The 23,934-nt window shown below is 38.2% G+C and carries 16 protein-coding genes, 4 tRNA genes and 2 pseudogenes; 10 read left to right on the top strand and 12 right to left on the bottom strand.

All coding sequences use genetic code 11. The annotated features are described in order from the left end of the window. The first annotated feature begins 132 nt into the window (after positions 1 to 132). The 5 genes from A3Q34_RS02580 (at position 133) to A3Q34_RS02560 (ending at position 3,026) form a co-directional block, all read left to right on the top strand. A tRNA-Asp gene (locus tag A3Q34_RS02580) sits at positions 133 to 209 on the top strand. Between the two features lie 52 nt (positions 210 to 261). Continuing rightward, positions 262 to 338 (top strand) — tRNA-Asp (locus A3Q34_RS02575). Between the two features lie 87 nt (positions 339 to 425). Then, positions 426 to 502: transfer RNA gene (locus A3Q34_RS02570), tRNA-Asp, on the top strand. 137 nt (positions 503 to 639) lie between these two features. After that, a tRNA-Asp gene (locus A3Q34_RS02565) sits at positions 640 to 716 on the top strand. Between the two features lie 489 nt (positions 717 to 1,205). Further along, positions 1,206 to 3,026: an acyl-CoA dehydrogenase C-terminal domain-containing protein gene (locus A3Q34_RS02560; protein WP_070373922.1), complete on the top strand. Its 1,821-nt coding sequence runs from the start codon at positions 1,206 to 1,208 to the stop codon at positions 3,024 to 3,026. A 1,292-nt stretch (positions 3,027 to 4,318) separates the two neighbouring features. Here the strand turns inward: A3Q34_RS02560 and A3Q34_RS02550 are convergent. From A3Q34_RS02550 to A3Q34_RS02535, 3 genes are all read right to left on the bottom strand, one after another. Next, on the bottom strand, positions 4,319 to 4,615 hold the full coding sequence (locus A3Q34_RS02550) for a winged helix-turn-helix domain-containing protein (protein ID WP_182217987.1): 297 nt from the start codon (positions 4,613 to 4,615) through the stop codon (positions 4,319 to 4,321). Continuing rightward, positions 4,612 to 5,073: a hypothetical protein gene (locus tag A3Q34_RS02545; RefSeq protein ID WP_070373920.1), complete on the bottom strand. Its 462-nt coding sequence runs from the start codon at positions 5,071 to 5,073 to the stop codon at positions 4,612 to 4,614. The genes A3Q34_RS02550 and A3Q34_RS02545 overlap by 4 nt, the downstream gene beginning before the upstream one ends. Before the next feature lie 587 nt (positions 5,074 to 5,660). Next, positions 5,661 to 6,641 carry a transposase gene (locus A3Q34_RS02535; RefSeq protein ID WP_070373918.1) on the bottom strand — a complete coding sequence of 327 codons (981 nt, stop codon included), beginning with the start codon at positions 6,639 to 6,641 and terminating at the stop codon, positions 5,661 to 5,663. Positions 6,642 to 6,734: 93 nt separating this feature from the next. Here A3Q34_RS02535 and A3Q34_RS02530 point away from each other — a divergent pair, with 93 nt between their 5' ends. After that, positions 6,735 to 7,280: a reverse transcriptase domain-containing protein gene (locus tag A3Q34_RS02530; protein ID WP_197517641.1), complete on the top strand. Its 546-nt coding sequence runs from the start codon at positions 6,735 to 6,737 to the stop codon at positions 7,278 to 7,280. Here A3Q34_RS02530 and A3Q34_RS21200 read toward each other — a convergent pair. Together A3Q34_RS21200 and A3Q34_RS02520 are read right to left on the bottom strand one after the other, a co-directional pair. Then, positions 7,219 to 7,416 carry a PEP-CTERM sorting domain-containing protein gene (locus A3Q34_RS21200; RefSeq protein WP_442855288.1) on the bottom strand — a complete coding sequence of 66 codons (198 nt, stop codon included), beginning with the start codon at positions 7,414 to 7,416 and terminating at the stop codon, positions 7,219 to 7,221. The genes A3Q34_RS02530 and A3Q34_RS21200 overlap by 62 nt on opposite strands. Before the next feature lie 976 nt (positions 7,417 to 8,392). Continuing rightward, a complete protein-coding gene (locus tag A3Q34_RS02520; protein ID WP_070373915.1) occupies positions 8,393 to 9,523 on the bottom strand; it encodes a hypothetical protein in 1,131 nt (376 codons plus the stop codon). A gap of 406 nt (positions 9,524 to 9,929) precedes the next feature. On the opposite strand from A3Q34_RS02520, the gene A3Q34_RS02515 reads away from it, so the two are divergent. Beyond that, entirely contained in the window at positions 9,930 to 10,319 is a 390-nt protein-coding gene (locus tag A3Q34_RS02515) for a hypothetical protein (RefSeq protein WP_157470762.1), read from the top strand. Positions 10,320 to 10,834: 515 nt separating this feature from the next. Here A3Q34_RS02515 and A3Q34_RS02510 read toward each other — a convergent pair. The 4 genes and pseudogenes from A3Q34_RS02510 to A3Q34_RS02495 form a co-directional block, all read right to left on the bottom strand. Next, positions 10,835 to 12,031, bottom strand: coding sequence for an IS91 family transposase (locus tag A3Q34_RS02510; protein WP_070373914.1), 1,197 nt, complete (start codon positions 12,029 to 12,031; stop codon positions 10,835 to 10,837). A 7-nt stretch (positions 12,032 to 12,038) separates the two neighbouring features. Then, positions 12,039 to 12,938 carry a tyrosine-type recombinase/integrase gene (locus A3Q34_RS02505; RefSeq protein WP_070373913.1) on the bottom strand — a complete coding sequence of 300 codons (900 nt, stop codon included), beginning with the start codon at positions 12,936 to 12,938 and terminating at the stop codon, positions 12,039 to 12,041. A gap of 174 nt (positions 12,939 to 13,112) precedes the next feature. After that, positions 13,113 to 13,736 (bottom strand): tyrosine-type recombinase/integrase, encoded by a 624-nt coding sequence (locus A3Q34_RS02500; protein WP_070373912.1) that lies wholly within the window; start codon positions 13,734 to 13,736, stop codon positions 13,113 to 13,115. 549 nt (positions 13,737 to 14,285) lie between these two features. After that, positions 14,286 to 14,639: pseudogene (locus tag A3Q34_RS02495) on the bottom strand (glutamate synthase-related protein); the annotation flags it as partial. Between the two features lie 123 nt (positions 14,640 to 14,762). On the opposite strand from A3Q34_RS02495, the gene A3Q34_RS02490 reads away from it, so the two are divergent. Together A3Q34_RS02490 and A3Q34_RS02485 are read left to right on the top strand one after the other, a co-directional pair. Further along, entirely contained in the window at positions 14,763 to 15,776 is a 1,014-nt protein-coding gene (locus A3Q34_RS02490) for an IS110 family transposase (RefSeq protein ID WP_070373910.1), read from the top strand. 358 nt (positions 15,777 to 16,134) lie between these two features. Beyond that, positions 16,135 to 17,343 carry an IS256 family transposase gene (locus A3Q34_RS02485; protein ID WP_070373909.1) on the top strand — a complete coding sequence of 403 codons (1,209 nt, stop codon included), beginning with the start codon at positions 16,135 to 16,137 and terminating at the stop codon, positions 17,341 to 17,343. A 9-nt stretch (positions 17,344 to 17,352) separates the two neighbouring features. Here the strand turns inward: A3Q34_RS02485 and A3Q34_RS02480 are convergent. Then, a pseudogene (locus A3Q34_RS02480) lies at positions 17,353 to 17,681 on the bottom strand (transposase); the annotation flags it as partial. A 148-nt stretch (positions 17,682 to 17,829) separates the two neighbouring features. On the opposite strand from A3Q34_RS02480, the gene A3Q34_RS02475 reads away from it, so the two are divergent. Then, entirely contained in the window at positions 17,830 to 20,646 is a 2,817-nt protein-coding gene (locus tag A3Q34_RS02475) for a hybrid sensor histidine kinase/response regulator (protein WP_070373907.1), read from the top strand. A gap of 240 nt (positions 20,647 to 20,886) precedes the next feature. Here A3Q34_RS02475 and A3Q34_RS02470 read toward each other — a convergent pair whose 3' ends face one another. Both A3Q34_RS02470 and A3Q34_RS02465 read right to left on the bottom strand, forming a co-directional pair. Beyond that, positions 20,887 to 21,939: a sensor histidine kinase gene (locus A3Q34_RS02470; RefSeq protein WP_070373906.1), complete on the bottom strand. Its 1,053-nt coding sequence runs from the start codon at positions 21,937 to 21,939 to the stop codon at positions 20,887 to 20,889. Between the two features lie 10 nt (positions 21,940 to 21,949). Then, positions 21,950 to 23,665 carry a two-component system response regulator gene (locus A3Q34_RS02465; protein ID WP_070373905.1) on the bottom strand — a complete coding sequence of 572 codons (1,716 nt, stop codon included), beginning with the start codon at positions 23,663 to 23,665 and terminating at the stop codon, positions 21,950 to 21,952. Positions 23,666 to 23,934: the final 269 nt, after the last annotated feature.

Raw genomic sequence — 23,934 nt, 5'->3', positions numbered from 1 at the left:
AATTCCTCCGTATTGTACATCAAACGTGCATACAGTTAATTATATTAAAAAAGTGGTTGACTGCTCTGCGTCTTAACCGTATTATCTCCGCCGCATTCAACGACTTGTTGAAGAATGTGTTGATTATACAGCGGAGTGGTAGTTCAGTTGGTTAGAATACCGGCCTGTCACGCCGGGGGTCGCGGGTTCGAGTCCCGTCCACTCCGCCAATTAATCAAAGGTTAAGCACCTAGTTTTACTAAACGTTTAAAACAATACAGCGGAGTGGTAGTTCAGTTGGTTAGAATACCGGCCTGTCACGCCGGGGGTCGCGGGTTCGAGTCCCGTCCACTCCGCCAACATTGTTTAAGTAGAGAATAAGGTTTGAATGACCTAACAATAAAAGGCGTGACATCTTTTATTATAACATTCAAAAGCAATACAGCGGAGTGGTAGTTCAGTTGGTTAGAATACCGGCCTGTCACGCCGGGGGTCGCGGGTTCGAGTCCCGTCCACTCCGCCAACATTGTTTAAGTAGAGAATAAGGTTTGAATGACCTAACGATAAAAGGCGTGACATCTTTTATACCAATATTCAAGGTAATATGCGGGTTTAAGTACCGTCTGCTTAGGTAGTAAAACTTGAAGAAAGCAATACAGCGGAGTGGTAGTTCAGTTGGTTAGAATACCGGCCTGTCACGCCGGGGGTCGCGGGTTCGAGTCCCGTCCACTCCGCCAACATTGTTTTTACTGTTTTTTATAGCCATATGAAAAATATCAAGACCTCAAGACCTCAAGACCTCAAGACCTCAAGACCTCAAGACCTCAAGACCTCAAGACCTCAAGACCTCAAGACCTCAAGACCTCAAGACCTCAAATTTTATAAAATAAATGACAAAAAACTATAACAATTCAGTTTAATTCGCTTTCTATACGCGAAGCAGACGTTTGCTGCGATTGTTGTTATCACGGCTTCGACTACATTCCACAGAGCTAATATTATTGTTAATATGCTATTTATTTCTTATACAGCAAAGCTCAAACTTTTATTGTTAATTAAAATTTTACACGCTTATTCTCTTTAATAAATACAGTTGTCTTCTACACTTAAGTTCTATTTATAAATATATAAATATTTATTAGTAAAAAACAGTGGTATGACCAGTTGTTTTTCTGCTATATTCGAAAGAAGTTAAATAAATAGTTTAAAAAGCACTGGAGAGATACATGCTCAGTTATAAAGCACCGATCACAGACATGAAATTTTTATTTGAAGATGTCTTTAATTATTATGACCATTATAAGCAGTATCCAGAATTTGAAGAAGCGACACCTGACTTGGTTGATGCGATATTCCAAGAGTGTGCAAAATTCTGTGAAAATGAATTATTACCAATAAATCAAAGTGGCGATAAAGAAGGTTGTACTTTTGATAATGGTAAGGTAACCACGCCTACAGGCTTTAAAGAAGCTTATCAGAAATATGTTGACGGTGGATGGCAGAGTTTGTCTCACCCTGTTGAACATGGTGGCCAAGGGCTTCCTGCTTCGCTAGGCATGGTAAAGTCAGAGATGATGGGTACGGCAAACTGGTCGTGGGCTATGTATCCTGGTTTAAGTCATGGTGCTATGGATACGGTACAGTTACACGGTACTGAAGAACAGAAGCAGCTTTACTTAACTAAGCTTACCGAAGGTACTTGGACCGGCACTATGTGTTTAACTGAGCCACAATGTGGTACAGATTTAGGTCAAGTTAAAACAAAAGCTGAGTTAAACGATGATGGTACATTTAGTATTAGTGGTACTAAAATATTTATTTCAGCTGGTGAGCATGACTTAACTGAAAACATAGTTCATATCGTTTTAGCAAGATTACCCAATGCACCAAAAGGTACGCGTGGGATCTCATTATTTATTGTTCCTAAGATGCAAGTTGATGAACAAGGTAACATTGGCGAAAGTAACAATGTTGTTTGTGGCTCTATTGAAGATAAAATGGGTATCAAAGGTTCAGCTACCGCTGTTTTAAATTTTGATGGTGCAAAAGGCGTACTTATTGGTAAAGAAAATAAAGGTTTAGAATGTATGTTCACCTTTATGAATACCGCACGTGTTGGTACAGCCTTACAAGGTATCTGTGCTGCAGAACTTGCTTATCAAAATTCGTTAATTTACGCAAAAGAACGATTATCGATGCGTTCACTTACCGGTGCTAAAAAGCCTGAATTAGTTGCTGACCCAATTATTGTTCACCCTGATGTTCGTAAAATGCTAATGACGCAAAAAGCGATCACCGAAGGTGGCCGTGCTATGATTTATTATACGGCGAAAATAGTTGATGACATCCAAATGTTGAAAGATGATAAGCAACGCCGTAAAGCTGATAACCGTTTAGGTTTTATTACACCGATTTTAAAAGCATTCCTCACTGAACTAGGTTCAGAAAGTGCAAACCATGGCTTACAAATATTTGGTGGTCATGGCTTTATCAAAGAGTGGGGTATGGAGCAAATTGTTCGTGATACACGTATAGCTACTTTGTATGAAGGAACAACGGGTATCCAAGCACTTGATTTATTAGGACGTAAAATCTTATTAAATCGCGGTAAGTATTTAAAACACTTTACCATGGAAGTCTTAGGCTTTTGTAAAGACAAAAGTATGATTTCAAATAACCCTCATAAACGTCAGATGAATCAATTTATTTGGCCATTGAGCAAAGCTGTTGCCGGCTGGCAGAAAAACACATTAAGTTTGTCATTAAAAGCAAAGAAAAACCGCGATGTGGTTGGATCTGCTTCGGTTGACTATTTAATGTATTCTGGTTACATCGTTATGGCTTATTTCTGGGCACAAATGGCACAGGCGGCTTATGAAAAATTAGCAACCGATGTTGAGAACAGAGACTTCTACCGTGCAAAAATTAAAACCGCAGAGTTTTATTTTGAGCGCATGTTGCCAAGAACTAAATCGTTAGCTATCACCATGATGGCAGACCCTAAAACGTTAATGCAGTTAGACGAAGAGTTGTTGTCATTTTTATAAACACCGACTGTTAAAATAACCACTAATAAAAACCTTTTACAGTTTTCTGTAAAAGGTTTTATCATTTTAAAAGACCTCTAAAGACCTCTAAAGACCTCTAAAGACCTCTAAATAGCGATAACCCTTTATCTTCATTACGGCAACTGCATGTCATCGAAAAGTATTTTAACTATGGTATTTCTGAAGTTACCGTGGCTGTTGCTATTTTACTTTTTATCATTAGATGGGATACATTAGAACGACTATCTGTTGAGCTTGTATTTTGATTGGCACTCGAACTTGTTAAACTACGAATAATAGTCGTCGCTCGTTATTTATCCAGCTATTACTAGAAAACGCTATGTGAATAGACATTACAAATGAGGTTATCTCGACAAGTAGGACCATTAGAATCAACACCTTCAGTAGATGATATTTTCGAACCAAATCGATCTTTAGTCAACGAGTTGATGCTCACTGAGGAGTTGTCGAGACTGAAAAGTATTTACGATAACTTTGTCCGCAAAGGGGAAGTTAGCTATCGGTTGTTCCTTTAGTCAACTGCTAGCCCAGACTGTGTGAAAACTCTCAGCTTAAAATTTTTATGCAACGCTACGTAAATTTACATGTAGTTTGGCACCAAACTCACTACAGATTTAAATCTACAGAACCTTTGTTCGTTGATATTATAGAATTACACAAGTTCAAAATAATTTTCACACAGCCTGAGCCAAAAGCTGACATTAGGCTATTGTGAAGTCATGAACATATTAGGGGCAATTTTATTATATTGTTTCACTCGAAATTTATTAATATAAGAGAATTTGATTTGTTACCTAAAATCAAAAGATTGAGTTTATAGTCATATCAACTAATGACATATTAAATCAATTTATTACAAGTCCCTTAGTAAATCACATCCCCCTAAAATAAGAAGATAAATATCAGGGGACCTATTACAGCCGAGAAAATAATCGTGGCTACGAGCAGCTTAATAAAACCAAATATATCGCTCGGCAAAGTAGGTTCTAACCTTGACCATATATCATACTTATCACCAACTCGAATTGTTATATGCAGCGAATATTCAAAATAAGGCAGGTTTTCATACATTTAAATCTACTTCCTACCCTCGTCACCGTCTGGCAACAAAACATAGACAGATGAAAACCACGGGAGATTTATAGTATTTAACAGCTAAAAGCTGACATTATTAGTGTTTTACTAAAGCGCTTAATCCACATTCTTTTGTCGCACGAAAAGAATAATCGGTAGTTTTTCGTAAGTAAATATTTCCCAAGTGACTATAATTCTTATAAGTCGGAAACTTGAACAATACGCATCAATTCTGCCACGTGTCCTTCAAATGCTCTTCTACCTGCTTCAGTTAAATACAACCATGTACGTAGCCTACCGTTAACTTTTTCTTTACGTTGTTTCACGTACCCAGCATCCTCTAGTTGTTTGACGTGTTTTGAAAGAACTGAATCGCTAACTCCCAATTGGTCTCGAATTAACTGAAATTCTGCATCTTCAATAGGTACTAACAGCGAGCAAATCTGAAGCCGATTAGGGGCATGAATAATACTGTCAAACTGTGCTATATTCACGAACCTATATCCTGGTCAATTTTATTTTTATGTTCATTACGTTCAGAAACACTTATCCAATAAATGGTAAAGGTCGCTATTAAACTACAAATAATTGGCCCTATCATTGTGCAATATAACGAGCGAACAAAGATTCCAGCGAATATTAATCCAAACATTAATCCTATTAAGCCGACAAGTGCAATGAGAGTCTTTTTGCTTGTTGTCGCTCGAGGTGATACTTTCATTTTACTACGATGTATAGCGATGATTAATGGTAAAGCTATAATTGGAAAAAAATAGTAATCACGGAGTCCCGCCCCAATTAAAAACACTAAAAGCCCTACGACTATTGACATTGCCATCCCAAACCAGGGTGAAGGTATGGCGTGTTGTAACGAAGAATTTTCAAATTTTTTAATAGATTTAATTGCAGCTTTAGCTTCTTCTGAATTTATTTGCTTTCTATTATTGTTCATAATCTTTACTCATTAGTTTCCGTATCGGAAAGTAATATACACAAAGCTTTCCATCCTGGAAAGTTATTTCTTTCCGTATTGGAAAGTATTAAGATTATATCTCGAGAAAGCACATCTAAGTTTAGTCTGTTTTCAACTGAAGTGGTCAAGTAATTGTGTTGACCAATAGCATATTCAACATCACAGGCTGTGTAATATTTTTCTTGTTTTATGATAAAAAATTGGCCTCGTTGCATCAAATTATTTATGCCAACAATAACAGGTTAAGTATCAAAATTATTATGCCACCCATGATAATTCTACGCAGTGATAACAAAATTATTATGCCACCCATGATAATTCTACGCAGTGATAAAGTTATTATGCCACCCATGATAATGCTACGCAGTGATAATGCTCTGAAACACGTCCATCCATTGGTCAACAACAAGGCATGTACTGCATCTTGTAAGCTTTTGCCTATCGACTTTTATAGATGTTGATTAAAGGAGTGAATTTCAGGCAAGCATTACTTCTCCCCCAAGGTAGCCGTATTTTTTCTTGTGGTCTTAGTGCTGTCTTAGTGCGGTTTTTGCATGTAGTTAAGTTTACGCGCTATTCAAACAAGCTTGGGCATTTGCTTTACCGTGTGCTCGCTTTAACCCTACGTGCTCAGTAAATTCACACAAATGCTCTGCGGTGCCGACCGCGCCAGTGAATATACCTTCAAAGTTTGTGGTGAGTTTGAGCCAACTTTCGTCGCTGATGTGAAGTCTTGACAGTATATTTGCGGTTTTGTTATCGATAGCGCCTCGTTTGTCTGCTCTTATTACCCGACCTGTTTCATCTACAAGGGTTAAATAGTCCTTCAAGCTAAAGCGGATACCGGAGGTTTTAGCTTGCTGTTGATGGCCCGTAAAAGGTAATAACCTTGAGGGTTGCTCTCCCATGATGGCGGCTTTGATACGCCGTTGAATACTGGTAAAACGCGATTGCTCAGGTGTTGGGGCAATGCCCGCACGCACTGGATTTAAATCTACATAAGCCATACAAGCAAGTAATGCCCCTTCATCGAGCAGGGCTTGTGATTTAAAGCGTCCTTCCCAAAAATGCCCTGTGCATTTGTCTTCTTTATTGGCTTGTCGAGCAATAGGCTCGTTTAATGCCCGCATAAACCAACTGATATCGATTAAACGCTGTTTGTAGACTTGTGCTGTTTTTTCAACTATTTCTATTTCGAATGTCGTTAATGATTGCTGTCGCTGATATTGACGGGTTAACAGGGTGCCTTTAAACAACGTATGCCAACGGGACAGTACCTCGAACGTCGTCCAGTTGTTAACTTGTTCACTATCAACATGAAGGACTAAATGTAAGTGATTATTCATAACAGCGTGAGCACAAATACCAATAGCAAAGACCTGAGATAATGTAAAAATACGCTGTTCAATCCAATGACGCCTGTGCGCATAACTAACACCGGTTTCTTTATCAACACCACATAAAAAGGCCTTACGAACGGTTTGACTGCAAATATGATAATACGGCGTATCAGATAAACTGATTTGTTGTGAACGAGGCTTGGGCATGACAATCACCACACTTATAAGAGGGTACATTAAGTGTAGTTTATTGTTGAAAAAACAAACACGTTATTATGGGTGGCTTAATGGGAAATGTTAGTGCAATTTATAAAACGCAGTGTTAAAAAAGGCGGCACGTTTAACGCGATACAGTGTGTTATATCAAGAGGATGCTCATTATCACCTGTTATCGCAGCGTACTATTTGAAAGGCTTGGATGATCGAATGGCAGGTGATAAACGTTGTTTTTATCGCCGATATATGGATGACATTATGGTATTAGCCAAAACACGTTGGTATCTAAGATGTGGTATTAGAACGGTCAATCAACATTTTAACGCATTGAAAGTGGAACAAGCACCCGATAAAACATTTATTGGTCGGATTGAGAAACAAATTGATTTTTTGGGATATCGCTTTGGTCTGCCACGTTTAACACTGGCAGTGAAAACAATAATTAATGCGGTTGATAAAGTTCGTCAGCTTTATGAGCAAAAGCAAACGGCTCAAAAAAGAGCCGTGGCTCTTGATTACTATATTACCCGCTGGTTACGATGTGTAGTTGCAGGGAATGACAAGCCGATCAAGATTGTTTTCTGTATCGAGAAAATGACAAACCCGCTAAGCCCAACGACAACATTATAAGCGTTCCGGGTTCGGGAACATCAACCCTAATTTTTTCCACTACCGATGACGCTGCGTAAAAACTATACTCAGCAAACGGGGATGAGACCCCATTAGCAACCCAATTACTATTTGTTTGAGAACTATGTCCGGCCATCCATCCGCCATAATGTTCTCCCAATGCATATGTATCATAAGAGTCCCCGTTATACCGTATTCCTGTTAATACATCAACCGAGAGCACGGCACCACTTTCACTTCCTATAATAGCGCTTGACAACACGCCGTCCCATAAATCGCTCCCTGACGTCGCGACAATCTCGCCAAACGTATTAAAGATAGTAACGAGACCGGTGTCGTCATAAAAAATTCCCGTGTTAGCCTGCGCACTGACCTCCTTCGTGCCAGCCAACGCGGCCCATGTTAACCCCAATGAACTCGTTACACTGCCGTTAGCGGCTGCACTGCTAACGAAGTAGTTGTACATACTTATGTCTTCTGTGATAGCGCTATTTGTGGTGCTGGTTACAAACACCACCCTATACATAGCACCATCATCGAGGGCTGCTATGGACTCTATTAGGGTGGCTGATGCGTTACCCGACATAGACAGGGAAGCACCCAATATTAAACTTACACTAACTACTTTTAAAAATTGACAATTCATTTACTAAATCCTTTCATCCTTCCACATAAGAAGGTATTAATTAAATTGGAACGTCTTAGCTATCGGATATAACTTTTAGCAATAATCGAGCCAAATAAAATATGCAATTATTACAGATACTTAAATATTAATTATATTTTTCGAGTTTTACGTGTAAAAAATCCTGACAGTCAGCAAACTGCCCTTTTTTGCCTGATCAACTTGGTCTTAAATACGGTAAAAGGAGACGTAGGCCGTTCAAAATGGTGTGGAAAATTTTTGCCATAAGAAACCATTGAGATTGGAAATTTTGATGGGCTGTTGCATCTCATAGCTGCCTGTGGAGTTTTATCTCAGAATGCTAAATTTTCCACAAAGCGGTCTAAGTTTTTGGAGTAAAATCCTTTTAAAATGTCCCCTTTAAAGTGATAAATCAGGCATCAATATTTTAAATATTTATTCAATAATTAAACGTAATTAATTTGGCCTATCGATTAGTCCGTTCGAACTGTCGGTGAGTAAGCCAACAGAAGCCTAAGCCTAGTAATATAAAAGGGATCGCTATATAAGGCTGTTGCTGCTTAACCTCGATGAAATTAGCATAAATTTTATCGTATTCCATAAGTAATTGCCCATCCATCGATAATTCAAACACATAGTGATAAGATTCATCTGAGAACATAGGACTATGTGAATCGTTATGGTCTGCACGGATTGTAATGACTTGATCGTTGATCTTAGCCTCAAGAACTTTGCTTGGTTTATCATAATGAGTAACTTTGTATATTATAGTGTTGCCTTCAAGTTGAAACTGTAAACCATTTTCGTAAACATAGTAGACTTTTGCTTTACCTGTTAATTCACTCAAAGCATCATAAGCGGGCAAACCATAGTTGTCAGATGCAGTCCAATTAGGCCACAAAACTATTAGACCAATACCAATAAATACAGAGCAAGACAACATTGAACTTATATAAGTTAAAATACCCATTTTGACTTCAACATCTTTAGCCTCTTTAACGCTCACCTCCATATTTTTTTGAGAATCAAGAAAGTGTTGCCCACGTTTATATGAGCTTTCTGAGTTATGCCAGATGATTAAAGACAGACCGATAAAACCAATGAACCATAAAAATCCTGGCCAAACTAAATGAAGCCAATCAATGCTACTATCGGCAAAAAAGTAGGGGTATACCAAAGTAAGAAGCAAGTATAATAGGTAAAAACTCAAACTGGCCTTAGTTACAAAGAAGGTCTTACCTTTGGTACGCTTTTGCTTCCAGATTTCCACATGAAGTTTGCAGTTTTGGCAATAGCCTTGCCAGCCGCCATCGGTAAACCAATCCTTAGGGATCATCCCTTGTATATAAATCATCCAAATGGATTTGTTGCTCATACTGTAGAAATACTTTGCAATAAATGCATTAAGCAGCCACCCGAATATGTAACCTGCAAGCATTAAAACTACCAACATCCAATCACCTGGTTCCATAAAGGCAGGCACCAGCATTAAGCCTATAGATGCGAACATGCAGCCAAAGGGTAAAATAGCCAAACCGAATTTGTATTTGTCTTTAAGCAGTGGGGTTATGTCGGTATTTAGGGGCAAAGCTTCCATATAAACGTTTTAAATTTAGTGAGTTACTTAGTATCAATATAACAATCCCTTATCTTTAAAGAAACCTTATTAAACTTTTTAACTTTGTTTAAAGAGGAATGGGGTTTACTGAATACTATTTGTTATTAGCAATTGCTCATATCTAATATTTGAAGAAAGTGAAAAAGGTACGTAACTAAATGACCGCTATGGTGGCTCAGGAGCCAGTTAAGGTGATGAACAATCGGGTTGGTCGTCTATGCCTCCTGTAAGCTCATTGTTGTCTGTGGTGTTTCGCTTGTAAACGCTAACGGTTACCACTTGTTGATCTCAAAACCTGATATTGTTACAGTTTGTAAAAAGTGAAAAGACGCCAGTTAATATATGGGCAAATCAGAGTTAAATAATAATTATGGATAGTTATTAAATGAATTTTACAGAACATGGTTTATTTAAAGTAAAAATTGAAGGTAAGATCTTACTTATCGATGCAATAGGGCCTTTTAATGAGGAGTTGATAATAAAATATAAAGGAGCCTTAGAATCATGTATCCAAAATTTAGAAGTATCGAAATGGAACCAAATAATAATATTACATAAACTTAGCTTATTTACACCTGAAGCCGAACAAGCTCTAATCCAAACCTTGAACAATAGAAGAGCACGAGGGCTAATAGCCTGTGCTATTATTTTTGTAGATGTTGAAGGCGAGTCTTTAATAAAAGCTCAAATGAGCCATTGTTATAATAAAACGGATGTAAAACATCAATTCATGTCCTCAATTGATGATGCAAAAAAATGGCTTGCGACAGTATAAAATTGGCACTTTGAAGTCATACCAATACAATTACTTGAACGACCGCAATGGTGGCTTAGTTCTCTGTCATGACCAAGATAGATTGAACACTCTAAACAGCTTAAATATCTATTGATGTTAATGTCCGGTTTCGTATCTTAATGATCCATTGGTGGGGTGATTCAGAAGGGTCTATAATGACCGCTTTGTTAAGGTTTTTAGATATCAGCCAGCCCACAAAACCTATCAATAGCTCATCACCAGCGGCTGATGTCTAAAAGGCCCTCAAAGTGGAAACCGCGGGAAGTTAACGCTGTACTATGGGGATTGCTTTATTGTCTTTGGGTCTTCGTGAGTCAAATATGGAGGGAATTCTTTGTCGATACTCATTTTATCGGGTTCTACTGTACTTTTTATCATGATACTTTCCATTGATATCGCTTTATTATAGCTAATATTTATCGATGGGGAATAAGCAAACCAAAGCTATCCCTTATCTCCATTACCGATAATTTAGTCTTACTCATCTGTCATACCTAACTTAGCTGTTTAGGTGGTGCTCGCGGTAAATATAAATGAAGCAATACTTCAGTAACTACCATGCCTGCGCCACAACATGGACAAACAAAGGTAGGTAATGGCTCATGAGCTTTTGCTTCGTCAATTTCCTTTTTATCGTTTTCAACTATAGGTACGTTAACGTTCAATAATTGGCGTGCTTTAGCCAAGTTCTTTTTACGTCCCGTATTGGCTGTCAAACCATAATGTCGAATACGGTGAAAGCCACTCGGTAACACATGCAATAAGAAACGCCGGATAAACTCACCTTGTGTTAGCGTCATAGTGCGGTGCCTATTTTGCTCTTTCACACGATAGTTCTTCCACTTGAAACTCACCGTTTGTTTGTCCATAGCAACCAATCGAGAATTCGCAATAGCGACACGATGGGTATAGCGAGATAAATAATCCAATACCGCTTGTGGTCCTGCAAAGGGCCGCTTGGCATAAACTACCCATTCCACTTTACGTTGCTTATTTAGCAACGCCAAAAAGGATTTTTCATCCTCAATAGGCAAACACTCACCAAAGAACAATAACGTCTTCTGCTCATAGGCTTCACGTAACATCTCACAATATAACCGACGAAAGAGGCGTGATAACACGCGCACAGGCAAGAAGAATCCTGATTTGCACGGTATCCACTTTTTACCATCAAGTGATAAACCACCACCAGGTACAATGCCATGTACATGAGGATGATGTGTCATAGCGCTGCCCCATGTATGCAAGACAAAAGTAACACCTAAACGAGCACCTAAATGCTTGGTATCAGCGCCAATCGTTAACAGCGTTTTGGCGGCGGCTTTGAGTAACAAACCATACATCACCGACTTGTTGTAATACGCCAATTCACTGATAGACTCAGGCAGAGTGAACACCACATGATAATAATCAACAGGTAGTAGCTCAGTTTGCCTCGCTTCCAGCCAGCGTTTCGCTGCACTTGCTTGGCACTTCGGGCAATGTCGATTACGACATGAGTTATAAGCAATTTGAACATGCTCACACGCAGGGCAATACAAAACATGACCGCCAAGTACCTCACTACGACAATGCTCAACGGCAGACATCACTTTGAGTTGCTCTAAACCGACATGCCCCTGATGTTCATTACGCCAATGTTGGCCGTGTGCTCGAAACACATCCGCCACTTCCAGCTTTTCTCGTGACATGAGCGACTCACTTCTCGCTCTTAACCTTCTTTTTTTGTGGTGTGATGGTATCTAATGGACTTATCACATCCTTGAGTAAATCCGTTGCCACCTGAGTATAACGAGCTGTGGTATTGAGTTGAGCATGCCCGAGCAATACTTGAATAACACGTATATCGACTTTAGCCTCGAGTAAGTGAGTCGCAAAGCTATGACGTAATGTGTGCATAGAGACATTTTTGTCAATCTCAGCGGCATTAGCAGTTTGCTTGCACACTCGACTGAGATGACGAGCCGTCATATGGTCGATAGGGTTCAAGCCAGGAAATAACCAGCCGCCTGCAAACATTTGTTCTTGCTGATTAGCGAAACGCCACCAATCTCTAAGGTGCTCAAGCAAAGCGAGTGATAATAGCGCATAGCGATCACGACTTCCTTTGCCTTGCTCGACACGTAATGCCATACGCTTACTGTCTATATCACTCACTTTTAAGGAAACCACTTCACTTACGCGTAAACCTGCACCGTAGGCGACAGCGAATGCCGCTTTAAATTTAGGGTGCGTGGCCATAGCCATAAAACGCGTGGTTTCTTCCAAGCTGAGCACGACAGGTAATTTACGCGCAACCGTTACAGGGAAAATCCGTGCAGTCACTTCAGGTTTATCTAAAGTGACTTGAAAGAGAAACTTCAATGCCGTGAGTGTGGCGTTAACCGTGATCCCCGATACACCGTGATTGACCATGAAAAGTTGAAACTCACGCAACTCTTCTTGGGTGGTTGTTTCAGGGGGATGTTGTAAATATTCACAGAGTTTATTAACCCCGCGGAAGTAGTCAATTTGTGTTGAAGTTGCTAGTTTTCGCATGGTCATATCGTCGTTGAAGCGCTGACGAAGAGGGGCTGAAAAGTATGGGCTGATGTTCATGAGATATTCTCCAATCTAAGGTGAGGCGACATGCCTCAAGGCTTAGAGTCAGAAAGAATAGAAATGTTATGGGGAAATTCGGTGCTTGCCAAGGTCACCATTACCGCGGCGAGCGGTTTAGTTCTTTGAGATATTCGTGGAAGGAAGAGTCCATTCTTCCTGATTTTTTATAGTTTAGATATCTATAGACTCAGATAATTCAAGGGCATCATCGACCTCAATACCAAGATAACGTACAGTACTTTCCAGTTTTGTATGACCAAGTAATATTTGGACAGCACGTAAATTTTTAGTTTTTTTATAGATCAAAGATGCTTTGGTTCTACGCATCGAATGAGTACCATACGATGTAATGTCGAGACCAATACTTGCAACCCATGTTTTGACAATCCTTGCGTATTGACGGGTTGTTAGATGGCACCCCTTTCTCATCCGACTACCAAACAAATAATCATTAGAACGAAGCGATTTTAATGCGATCCACTCTTTAAGCGACTCTTGGGTCTTTTTAGTTATTTCAAATCGAACAGGAGTACCTGTTTTCTGTTGAATCAATATTGCTCTAGATTGAATACTTTTCCCATGAGCGATATCCATGACTTTAAGTTTAATAAAATCACACGCTCGTAATTTACAATCTAATGCTAAATTGAACATAGTAAGTTCGCGAAGGTTATTTGCTAAATCAAGTCTTGTCCTTATAGACCATACTTCCTCAAGCTTAAGAGGAAGTTTTTGACCAACTAATTTACCTTTATTCCAGCTAGGTTTTGGGGTGTAAGGAATGATGTTATACATAATAGTGCTCCTTTCGTTAAAGAGACTATAAGTATGGTTCAACGATTTTGGTAATTTGGAACTATCTGGTTGAGATAGAAAGGTTAGCTAAAACCCAAAGCAGACGGCTTGACTTGTTAACAATCAGGCCACCTAGTGATCACTAAGATACGATTGCTGACCTTAGCCTTGGTTTATCTAGCGACATTCAAACCGATGAAAATCAGTCCTGCGTTAGATAATAGAATTGCTCTAAATTTCATCAGAAATCTATAAAGTCAGAAATTCTAATTTGATTAGAAAATACCAAAGCGGACATTAGATTAATATGATTTTAGGTATTAAATTTGTATGATTCTATGGCGATGTATGGGGCACAAAGCGACTTAGATTTTTTGTTCTATGTATCTGTTGAAATTTCACCATTTCCGCTCGCTTTCTTTTATTAACGAGCGGTGAAGCCTATTCCTCTCCCCATCCTATATAGGAAAAGGACCACTATGACATATCATTCATGAAGCGCCTATGGAGGAGAGCATTACTAAAGGAGCAGCGCTCAACCGTTGCTTTTTAACTTCCCATCCCAGAATACTTTACTCCTGAAAGTAGTGCGATTTCCCTGTGCCAAGTAGCCAAGCCATTGCTATTAAATTTTTCAAATTAATCGTGGCCACAAGCTCTTGCCATAACTGACATTAGTTCAGTAGATGCTTCAAAAAAGTTTTTAAGCTGCACAGCCGATTTTTCAATATTTAATCGCTGGCGTAAATCTTTTTTCTGCGTAGCAATGCCAGCCGGACAGTTATTGGTATTGCACATTATCGCTGCTATACAGCCGATAGCCTGCATAGCACTGTTTGATACGGCAACACCGTCGGCGCCTAAGTCTAACGCTTTAACAAAGTCGATTGGTAGTGAGCGTCCGAGTAAATGCATCTAACAAATGATCTTTAGTTTACGTAACCTGATGTGATGGTCTCCTCCCAATACGGCATCTATGTGCCATGATTGAAGTTGTTATACACAATCAAAATGGGAGAAGACCGAATGAAGATTACAACAATAGGGTTAGATATAGCAAAAAGATTTTTTCATGTTGTTTGCTGCAATAAAGAAGGAAGCTTGATTAAGAAGAAAATGTTATCACGAGCACAAGTATTAACATTTTTTCAATTACAGCCAACGTGTTTGGTGGCACTTGAAGCTTGTGCAACATCACATTATTGGGCAAGAGAAATAAAAAAGTGTGGGCATGAGGTAAAGCTTATTCCACCACAACATGTAAAAGCTTTTTTAATAGGAAATAAAAACGATTATAACGATGCACTAGCAATTACTGTTGCCGCTAAGCAGCCGCATATTAAAAGTGTAGGTATAAAATCGATAGAGCAACAAGATAATCAAGCTCAACATAAAGCGAGAGAGTTAGCGGTCAGACAACGGACAGCATTATGCAACCAAATTAGAGGATTAATAGCCGAATATGGCATAGTTTTAAGCCAAGGTGTAAATAATGTCCGCAAGAATATTGTCTTAATGTTGGATGAGGAAACAACACAATTGTCTGGTGCATTTAAAGTAATACTTACTCAGTTACAGAAACAATTAAATTCATTAGATGAGTGTATTGATGTTTTTGGTAAAACAATCACTGAATCAGTTAAAAATAACGCTATTTGTCAAAGACTCCTAACAATACCAGGGTTTGGTCCAATGGTATCAAGCGGCTATTTTAATGAAATTGGGAATGGTGCTAATTATCGAAAGGGTCGAGATGTTTCCGCATCACTAGGAATAGTTCCACGCCAACATAGTAGTGGTGGCAAGGATACTTTATTAGGAATAAGTAAACGAGGTAATAGTTATCTCAGGTGCTTATTAATTCAAGGGGCTAAAGCGGTTGTATCAAGGGCAGGAACAAAAACTGACAAGTTGAGCCAGTGGATTAATCGCATAGTTCAAACACGGGGGCATAACCGTGCATGTGTAGCATATGCCAACAAAATGGCGAGAATGGCTTGGGCTATTACCGTCTCTGGTGAAGAATATTCAGCAGTATAAGTAAACCGCTCTTCAAAGAATTGCGTGGGTAGAACGAAACGATGACATAACAGGTAAAACCTGCATATTGAAAACCTGGAGATTTCAGAGGTAGTAAATACCGATAACCTGATAAGGTCAATATGTGCGGAATACATCGAGGTCAGAAGAAATAATCTTCATTAAAAGACCGTATATATGACAGCAATCCTGTCCCTGTTATCGATGAGTTAAGCCTTGCAATACGGGAGGAAACCATATATGAGATCTGTTTAAGAGCGACGCTTTCTAAACAGACATCAATCCAAATTGACCCTGTAACAAAATCTGTGTAACTGCCTATCATTAATACCCATATAGGGTTTAGGATAGGCAGACTATGAATAAGAAAGAACTCGAAGTATTTGCTAAACAAGCAGCTAAAGGAATTAAGTCAGAGCAAGACTTAACCGACTTTCGTAGAATATTAACCAAGATAACCGTTGAAGCGGCTTTAAACGCTGAGCTTGAAGAGCATCTTGGTTATGCACTTCATGAGCAATCCACCACGAACAATAGCCGAAATGGCTACTCCTCGAAATCTATTCGCACTGAAGATGGTCAAGTTGACCTTGAAACACCACGCGATAGAGAAGGAAGCTTTGAACCTAAATTAGTCAAAAAGAACCAAACGCGGTTTACCTCAATGGACGACAAAATCTTGTACCTGTATGCCAAAGGCATGACAACGAGGGAAATAGTTGATACGTTCAAGGAAATGTATGATGCAGATATCTCACCCTCACTGATATCTCGTGTCACCAATGCTGTTATCGAGCAAGTCATTGAATGGCAAGCCAGGCCTTTAGATTCAGTCTACCCCATTGTTTACCTTGACTGTTTAGTCGTAAAAATCAGACAAGACAAACACGTTATTAATAAAGCTATTTATCTGGCTTTAGGCGTGAATATCGAAGGTCATAAAGAGCTACTCGGCATGTGGATATCAGAAAACGAAGGGGCTAAGTTCTGGTTGAACGTATTGACAGAGCTTCAAAATCGAGGGGTAAATGACATCCTCATTGCGTGTGTTGATGGCCTAAAAGGTTTTCCTGAAGCAATTAATACCGTATTCCCTCAAACTCAAGTTCAGCTCTGTATTGTTCATATGGTGCGTAATTCGATGAAGTATGTGCCCTGGAAGGATTACAAGGCTGTCACAGGTGATTTAAAGCGTATCTATCAATCAGTGACAGAAGAAGAGGCGCTACTTGAACTCGATAACTTCTGCTTACGTTGGGATGATAAATACCCACAAATAAGTCGCTCTTGGCGTGCGCATTGGTCAAACCTAAATACACTATTCAAATACCCTCAAGACATTCGCAAAGCTATCTACACAACGAATGCGATAGAATCACTTAACAGTGTTATCCGAAAGGCGATTAAAAAACGTAAGCTATTTCCGTCTGATGATTCAGCGAGGAAAGTCGTTTATCTTGCGATAGATGCAGCATCCAAGAAATGGACGATGCCGATAAGAAACTGGAAAACGGCCTTGAATCGATTTATGATTGAATTCGAAGACCGCTTAAAGGACTTTATTTAAAACGGGCAGTTACACAAAATCTGTTACAGGGTCTCCAAATTCACTCGCTGATAATTTAATACGTGGCTTTTGCTTCTTTAAGCAATAGGCCACTATGCCTGAAATTACATTTAACATGAAACCTGTCTCACTACTATGTCGACTATGTTCTATTTGTGAAATGTTTTTGAGTTGATCATTTATCGTCTCAATAATGTATCTCTTTGATAACATAGCCCTATCAAATACAGACATTGCTTTAGCTTTTATGGTTTTATGTTTTTACGAACGGTAGTGACTAAATCAACGTCATGCGCCGCTAACTTCTCATTAAGCTTTTTACCGATATAACCGTTTTCCTTTAAATAAAAGTTAAACAATAATAAAATCATACTATACTCAACGTGTTTATAAATATTCCAAAAGGTAAGTAATACCGAACCACAAAGTTATATTGTTTACCCTCTTATCGTAAATGTTATTACACCAATACTAACAAGATTAATAATGGAAAAATATTCTAATATGAGAGTACTTATTGTTGAAGATGATAAAGCCGATTTCATTATTTTAAAACAGTTATTAATTCGAGCTATTAGTGGCGGTATAAGCCTTTTTTGGGTTGATAATTTACAATCTGCGCAAGCTAAAATAGCTAACGAGCAATTTGACTTTTATTTTATCGATAATCGTTTAGGACCGGAACTAGGTCTTTCGTTAATCCCCCTAATAAAACAGCAGTATCAAAACGCACCACCCATAGTGATATTATCTGGCGTGGATGATCACCAAATGGATCTTGCCGCTATGCGCGAAGGTGCCGACGATTATGTAATAAAAGATGAATTAACGGTACGGTTACTTGAAAAAACCGTTCGCTATTCTCTTAAAAACAAAAAGTTTGAAACTAAATTATTAGCCCAACAGTTGCTGATGGAACAAATGGGACAACAAGCACGTATTGGCGCTTGGGAAGTTGATTTGGTTAATAACCGTCTTATTTGGTCAGACATGACCAAAGAAATACATCAAGTGCCCAATGATTACCAACCAGATTTATCAACCGCAATAAATTTTTATAAAGAAGGGAAAAGCAGAAATACAATACAAGCGTTAGTCAGCAAGTGCAGAGAAGATGGCAAACCTTTTGAGCAAGTGCTGCAGTTAATCACAGCAAAAGATAACAAAATTTGGGTTTCTGCACTCGGTCGAGCTGAATTCAATCAAGGTCAGTGTATTCGCATATTAGGCTCTTTCCAAGATATTACCGACAAAGTGACGGCGCAATATAAAATAGCAGAACACAGCCAGCGTATGGCATTAGCAGCCGACTCTGCAGGAATTGGCATTTGGGAACTTAACCTCGTTACCAATGAATTAACGTGGGATGATTGGATGTTCAGGCTTTACGGGCTGGCTCCTGATCAATTCTCCGGTGCCTATGAAGCATGGGAGCAAGGTTTACATCCTGACGATGTTGCTAGAGCGACGGCTGAATATCAACAAGCCGTGGAAAGTCATCGTAAGTATGATACTCAGTTTAGGGTGATTACGCCAAAAGGTGACATTAGACACCTTAAAGCCTCGGCAATATTAAGATTTGATAATGATAATAATCCCATATCAATGATCGGCGTTAATTATGATGTGACCGACCGAGTAGAAAATGAAATCGCCCTGACTGAAGCAAAAGAGCTAGCCGAAGTTGCTGTAATCGCTAAAAATGAATTTTTTGCCAGCATGAGTCACGAAATAAGAACACCGATGAATGGCGTTATCGGTATGCTTGATTTAGTGAAAGACTCAACATTAGACCAAGAACAAGAACATCATATTGGTATTGCTCAGCAAAGTGCCAACTCACTATTGTCGTTAATTAATGATGTTTTAGACTGTTCAAAAATAGATGCTAACAAATTAATCATTGAGAATATAAGTTTCAATTTAGCAAATATGGTTGGGGATGTGGCTGAAGCATTGGTGCAAAACGCCCAGCAGAAAGGTTTAGAGCTGATTTTAGACTTGGTAGGCATTGAAGCGCCATTAGTTAAAGGTGACTCAAATCGTATTCGCCAAATAATAACTAATTTAGCGGGTAATGCGATTAAATTTACTAAACAGGGCGAGGTGATTATTCGTGTTAAACAAAAGCATTATTCTCAGCGTTATTGGGGTATAACGATAGAAGTTGCTGATACCGGCATTGGTATTGCAAAAGATAAACACGCCGAATTATTTCAGGCCTTTACCCAAGTAGATAGCTCTACTACGCGAGAATATGGTGGAACCGGACTTGGCCTTACAATTGTTAAAAATCTTTGTTTATGCATGCAAGGCACCGTCAGTGTTGAAAGTAATGGTGACCAAGGCAGTGTGTTTATTTGTGAATTATTATTAGAAAAATCGTCAGAGTCACTATCGCCACTCCCCTTAAAAGCCTTACAAGGTAAACGAGTGTTGATTGTTGAAAACAATTCGTCTTGTGGGAATGTCATTAAACGACAATTAGATCGTTGGCAGATTGAGACCCACTTAATAACCCGTGGACCGCAAGCATTATCATTATTAATATCCCAAGAAAACACGCCTCAATTTGACTTAGTGATTTTCAATCGAGATATGCCAGATTTAGAAGGGTTAATTTTTGTCAAAACACTCCGATCTTATGCTAGCTTAGCGTCACTTAAAATAGTACTTATGACACAAATGAGTAACCAACATGATTTAGTTGACGGTCTCAAATTAGGCTTAAATGGCTACTTTCCTAAACCACTGACTACTGCAGGTTTACATCAAGCATTAAGTGTAATACTTGACAGCTCAGACAAACTAGACACTAAAGAAGTACAAACAAATCTGGCTATTGATGCTGAAAAAAACCTAGAATTACCACTCTCTGGTTTAAATTGGACTAAAGATGTTAAGTTATTACTGGTTGATGATATTCGTGTCAACCAAATGGTCGCTGTGGGGATGTTGAATAAATTAGGATTTGATAACTGTGTAGTTGCAGTAAACGGTAAAGATGCTTTAGCTAAACTGAACATAAGCGAAGACAGTGATTTGTTCAATTTCATTTTTATGGATTGCCAAATGCCCGAAATGGATGGATACGAAGCAACCACATTAATACGCCAAGGAACAGCTGGTGCTAGATATCAAAACATTCCAATTGTAGCGATGACCGCCAACGCAATGCTGGGTGATAAACAGAAATGCTTAGATGCTGGCATGAATGACTACTTAGTTAAACCAATTGATAAAGATAAAGTAATGAATACTTTGAAATTATTTTTGAGTGAACCTACTCGTGAACCCGAGTAAATCCGTTTTAAATTGAATAAATTTTAATCCTGCAAGATCAATGGACCCAAATATTGTCAATCGGCTCTCTTCGTAAACATCTATACCCGTGACCATTCAAAATGCATGTTGCAGAGGGAGAAAAAAACGATTTAGATAAGGCATTATCTTCAATCAATGCCTTGCCTCTAAGGCTTTTATTCCTCGCTAAGTGATCAATTAATTAGTCCGATTGGTATAATACCAATCAGACTAACTAAGTTATCTCTTAGGCCATGTAAAAGTAAAGCAGCTACCATTTTTGCCATCTGAGCTAACACTTATTACACAGTTTAGAGAGTCGAGTAATTTTCGGATGATAGAAAGCCCCATACCACTACCCTCAACTTCATCTCTTGGTTTTATTGTTTTAAAAAGATCAAAAACGTATTCATGATTTCTTTCGAGGATCCCAGGGCCATTATCTTTAACCGAAAATGAGTAATGTGTAGGATATTCTTGAGAAGAAACATTAATCGTTAATTGGCCTTTATTTTTGTGCTTAATGGCATTGTTAATTAAATGACTAAAAACAGTTTCTAAAGGTGTAATAAATGTCGTTATTTCGGGTAATGTTTCTTCGCAAACAATAGAAACCTCTTTAGGTGGGCTCTGCAAATCAAATACACTTAACACTAACGCTTTAATATTAATGTTCTGTGCATCATCAAGCACATGGCTAATTCGAGAGTATATGATTAAATCTTTTAAATAACGCTCTAAACGTGCAGTTCTTTGCATCATTAAGGCTAAATTATTTTTAGTATTATCACTGGCAAAATCAGTAATGTCTTCCTCAATCCATGAGGACAATTGTCTAATACCTCTAAGGGGCGCTTTTAAGTCATGGGAAGCAACATCGACAAAATCATTTAATTCTTTCTTAACACGTTTTAGTTCTCTTACAATATCCGATTGCTCAGACATATCAATAATGGTGGTAAGTATTTTATTGTTGCCGTTATTTTCTAATAGGGATAAATTTATTCTTACGGGGAATTCGTCCCCTTCTTTTGTTAAACCAAAAAGGTTCCTTCCTAGTTCCGCTTGACGAGGAGGGGGACAATCATTCTGGCTATCTAGGTCTTTATGATGCTGCTCACAAAACCTTTCAGGTATGAGGATGTCTATTTTTTTATCATGTAACTCTTGTTGACTATAGCCAAAAAGTAACGCCGTTTGTGCGTTTATTTCTTCTATTCGACCTTGTTGATCCGTAATAATAATAGCATAAGGTAAAGACTCAATAATCTGTCGACAGTATTCTTCTCTCATCGCTTATTCTCTATTTAATACACAGAGTACTTTCTAGTAAGTAGGTGTTTTCTATATCAAGTCGTGTTCTAGGCTTAGAATAAAAATAGCCTTGAACTCGTTCAATATTTAGCTCCTTACAAAGATCGGCATGTTGTTTAGTTTCAACACCCTCAGCGATAACTTTTAAACCTAATATGCTTGCCATTGACACTAGACCTCTAACAAGTGAGGTAAGTTTAATATCTTGAGTACTTGAAGGCATTAGGCTTTTATCTATTTTTAACACCGAAATAGGGTGATTTCGTAAATGCGAAATTGAGGAGTAACCGGTGCCAAAATCATCTAAGGATAAATGGCAACCACCTCCTGCTATATCGGCTAATATTTCATAAGAAATTTTTGAAGTATTTAATAATGCCGTTTCTGTTAATTCAATTTCAATTAAATTTGCAGGAACATCATATTTAGATAAGCATGTCGCTATAGTGTCAACAAGTGTAAAATCGCCCAATTGAACGGCTGAAATATTGATCGCCATGGTTAACGGTTTTTTACGATCAAGGTTCCATTTTGATAAAGTTGATATGGCTTCTTCAATAACCCAAAGGCCAATTTCAGAAATTTGATGGGTTTCTTCTGCGATTTCAATAAAGCTATCTGGATTACGCATTACCCCGTCTACTTTCCACCGTATCAAAGCTTCAAAACCCGTTAGACTTTCATTTCTCGGATCTATGACGGGTTGGTAATATAATTCAAACTGCTGTTTTTTAATGGCATGTCTTAAATCAAGTTCAACCTGTAAACGCTGCTTAAATTTTTTCTGCATCTCATCTTCAAAAAAACAGATTTGGTTTCTTCCTTGGTTCTTTGAACGATACATGGCGATATCAGCATATTTAAACAACTCTTCGCTATTTTTTGCATTACATGGGTGAAGTGCTATACCAATACTCACGGTACAATGTATAGGCGTATTGGCTATTTCTATAGGTGCTTGCATTATATCAATGATACGTTGAGCCACGATATAAGCTTGTTGGTTATTTATAAGATGACTGAGGGTGATTGCAAATTCATCCCCACCTAATCGCGAAAAATGCTCATTACCTCTAAGGCAGTGGTTAATTCTGGCCGTCACTTTTTGAAGGAGGATATCACCAACATCATGACCAAAGTTATCATTGATGAGTTTAAAGTTATCAATATCAAGTAATAGCAAAGCAAGTATATGCTCATTTCGTTTATTAATTTTGACTTCTAATTTGAGAGATTTATCAAAATAATAACGATTGGGTAAGCCAGTAAGACTGTCTGTTTCGGCTAAGTTTTTAACCTGTTGGTATGTGGCCAAAAGCTTACTTTCTAAATCATGCCGCGTTGTGGCATGAAGTATAGCTCGCCGTAATTTTTTTTCAGTAATTTCATCTTTTGGTAAAAAGTCTTGCGCGCCTGCTTTAATGCAATTAACCGCGATCTTTTCATTTTCAAGTGAGCTCATCATCATTATGGCTGTATTTGAACCTTGCTCCTGACTTTTAATTTCTAATATCATTTCAATACCATCGCGATCAGGCATTGAATAATCTAACAGAATTATATCAAATCTATGCTTTGAGAATAATGCTATTCCTTGGTTAACTGTTGTAGCTTCTTTAATCTCGACATCTAACTTACTTTTTTTCAATGTATGAATGATTAATGCTCTATCTAATTGATCATCGTCTACTAATAAAATAACCATATCTCGCCTGACAGTAGGGGAATGAATTTCATAAAATATTGATTTAACCTTCTTGTGTTTAGTTTACTCGAATTAAAGTTGTTTATTACTTTTAAAAAAATAAAAAAATAAATAAAAAAATCAATAAGTTAGATTTAATCCACAAAGCGACAAAAACGACAATTTATGAACCTAGTCTAGTTATAAATAATACTATTGCAAATATTTAGTGATGATAATCATGTGTTAATGGTATACAGTTATGTTAAGCATTTAATATATACCACATA

Source organism: Colwellia sp. PAMC 20917 (genome assembly GCF_001767295.1).
Lineage (GTDB): Bacteria > Pseudomonadota > Gammaproteobacteria > Enterobacterales > Alteromonadaceae > Colwellia_A.
This window is presented reverse-complemented; position numbering and strand designations above follow the sequence as displayed.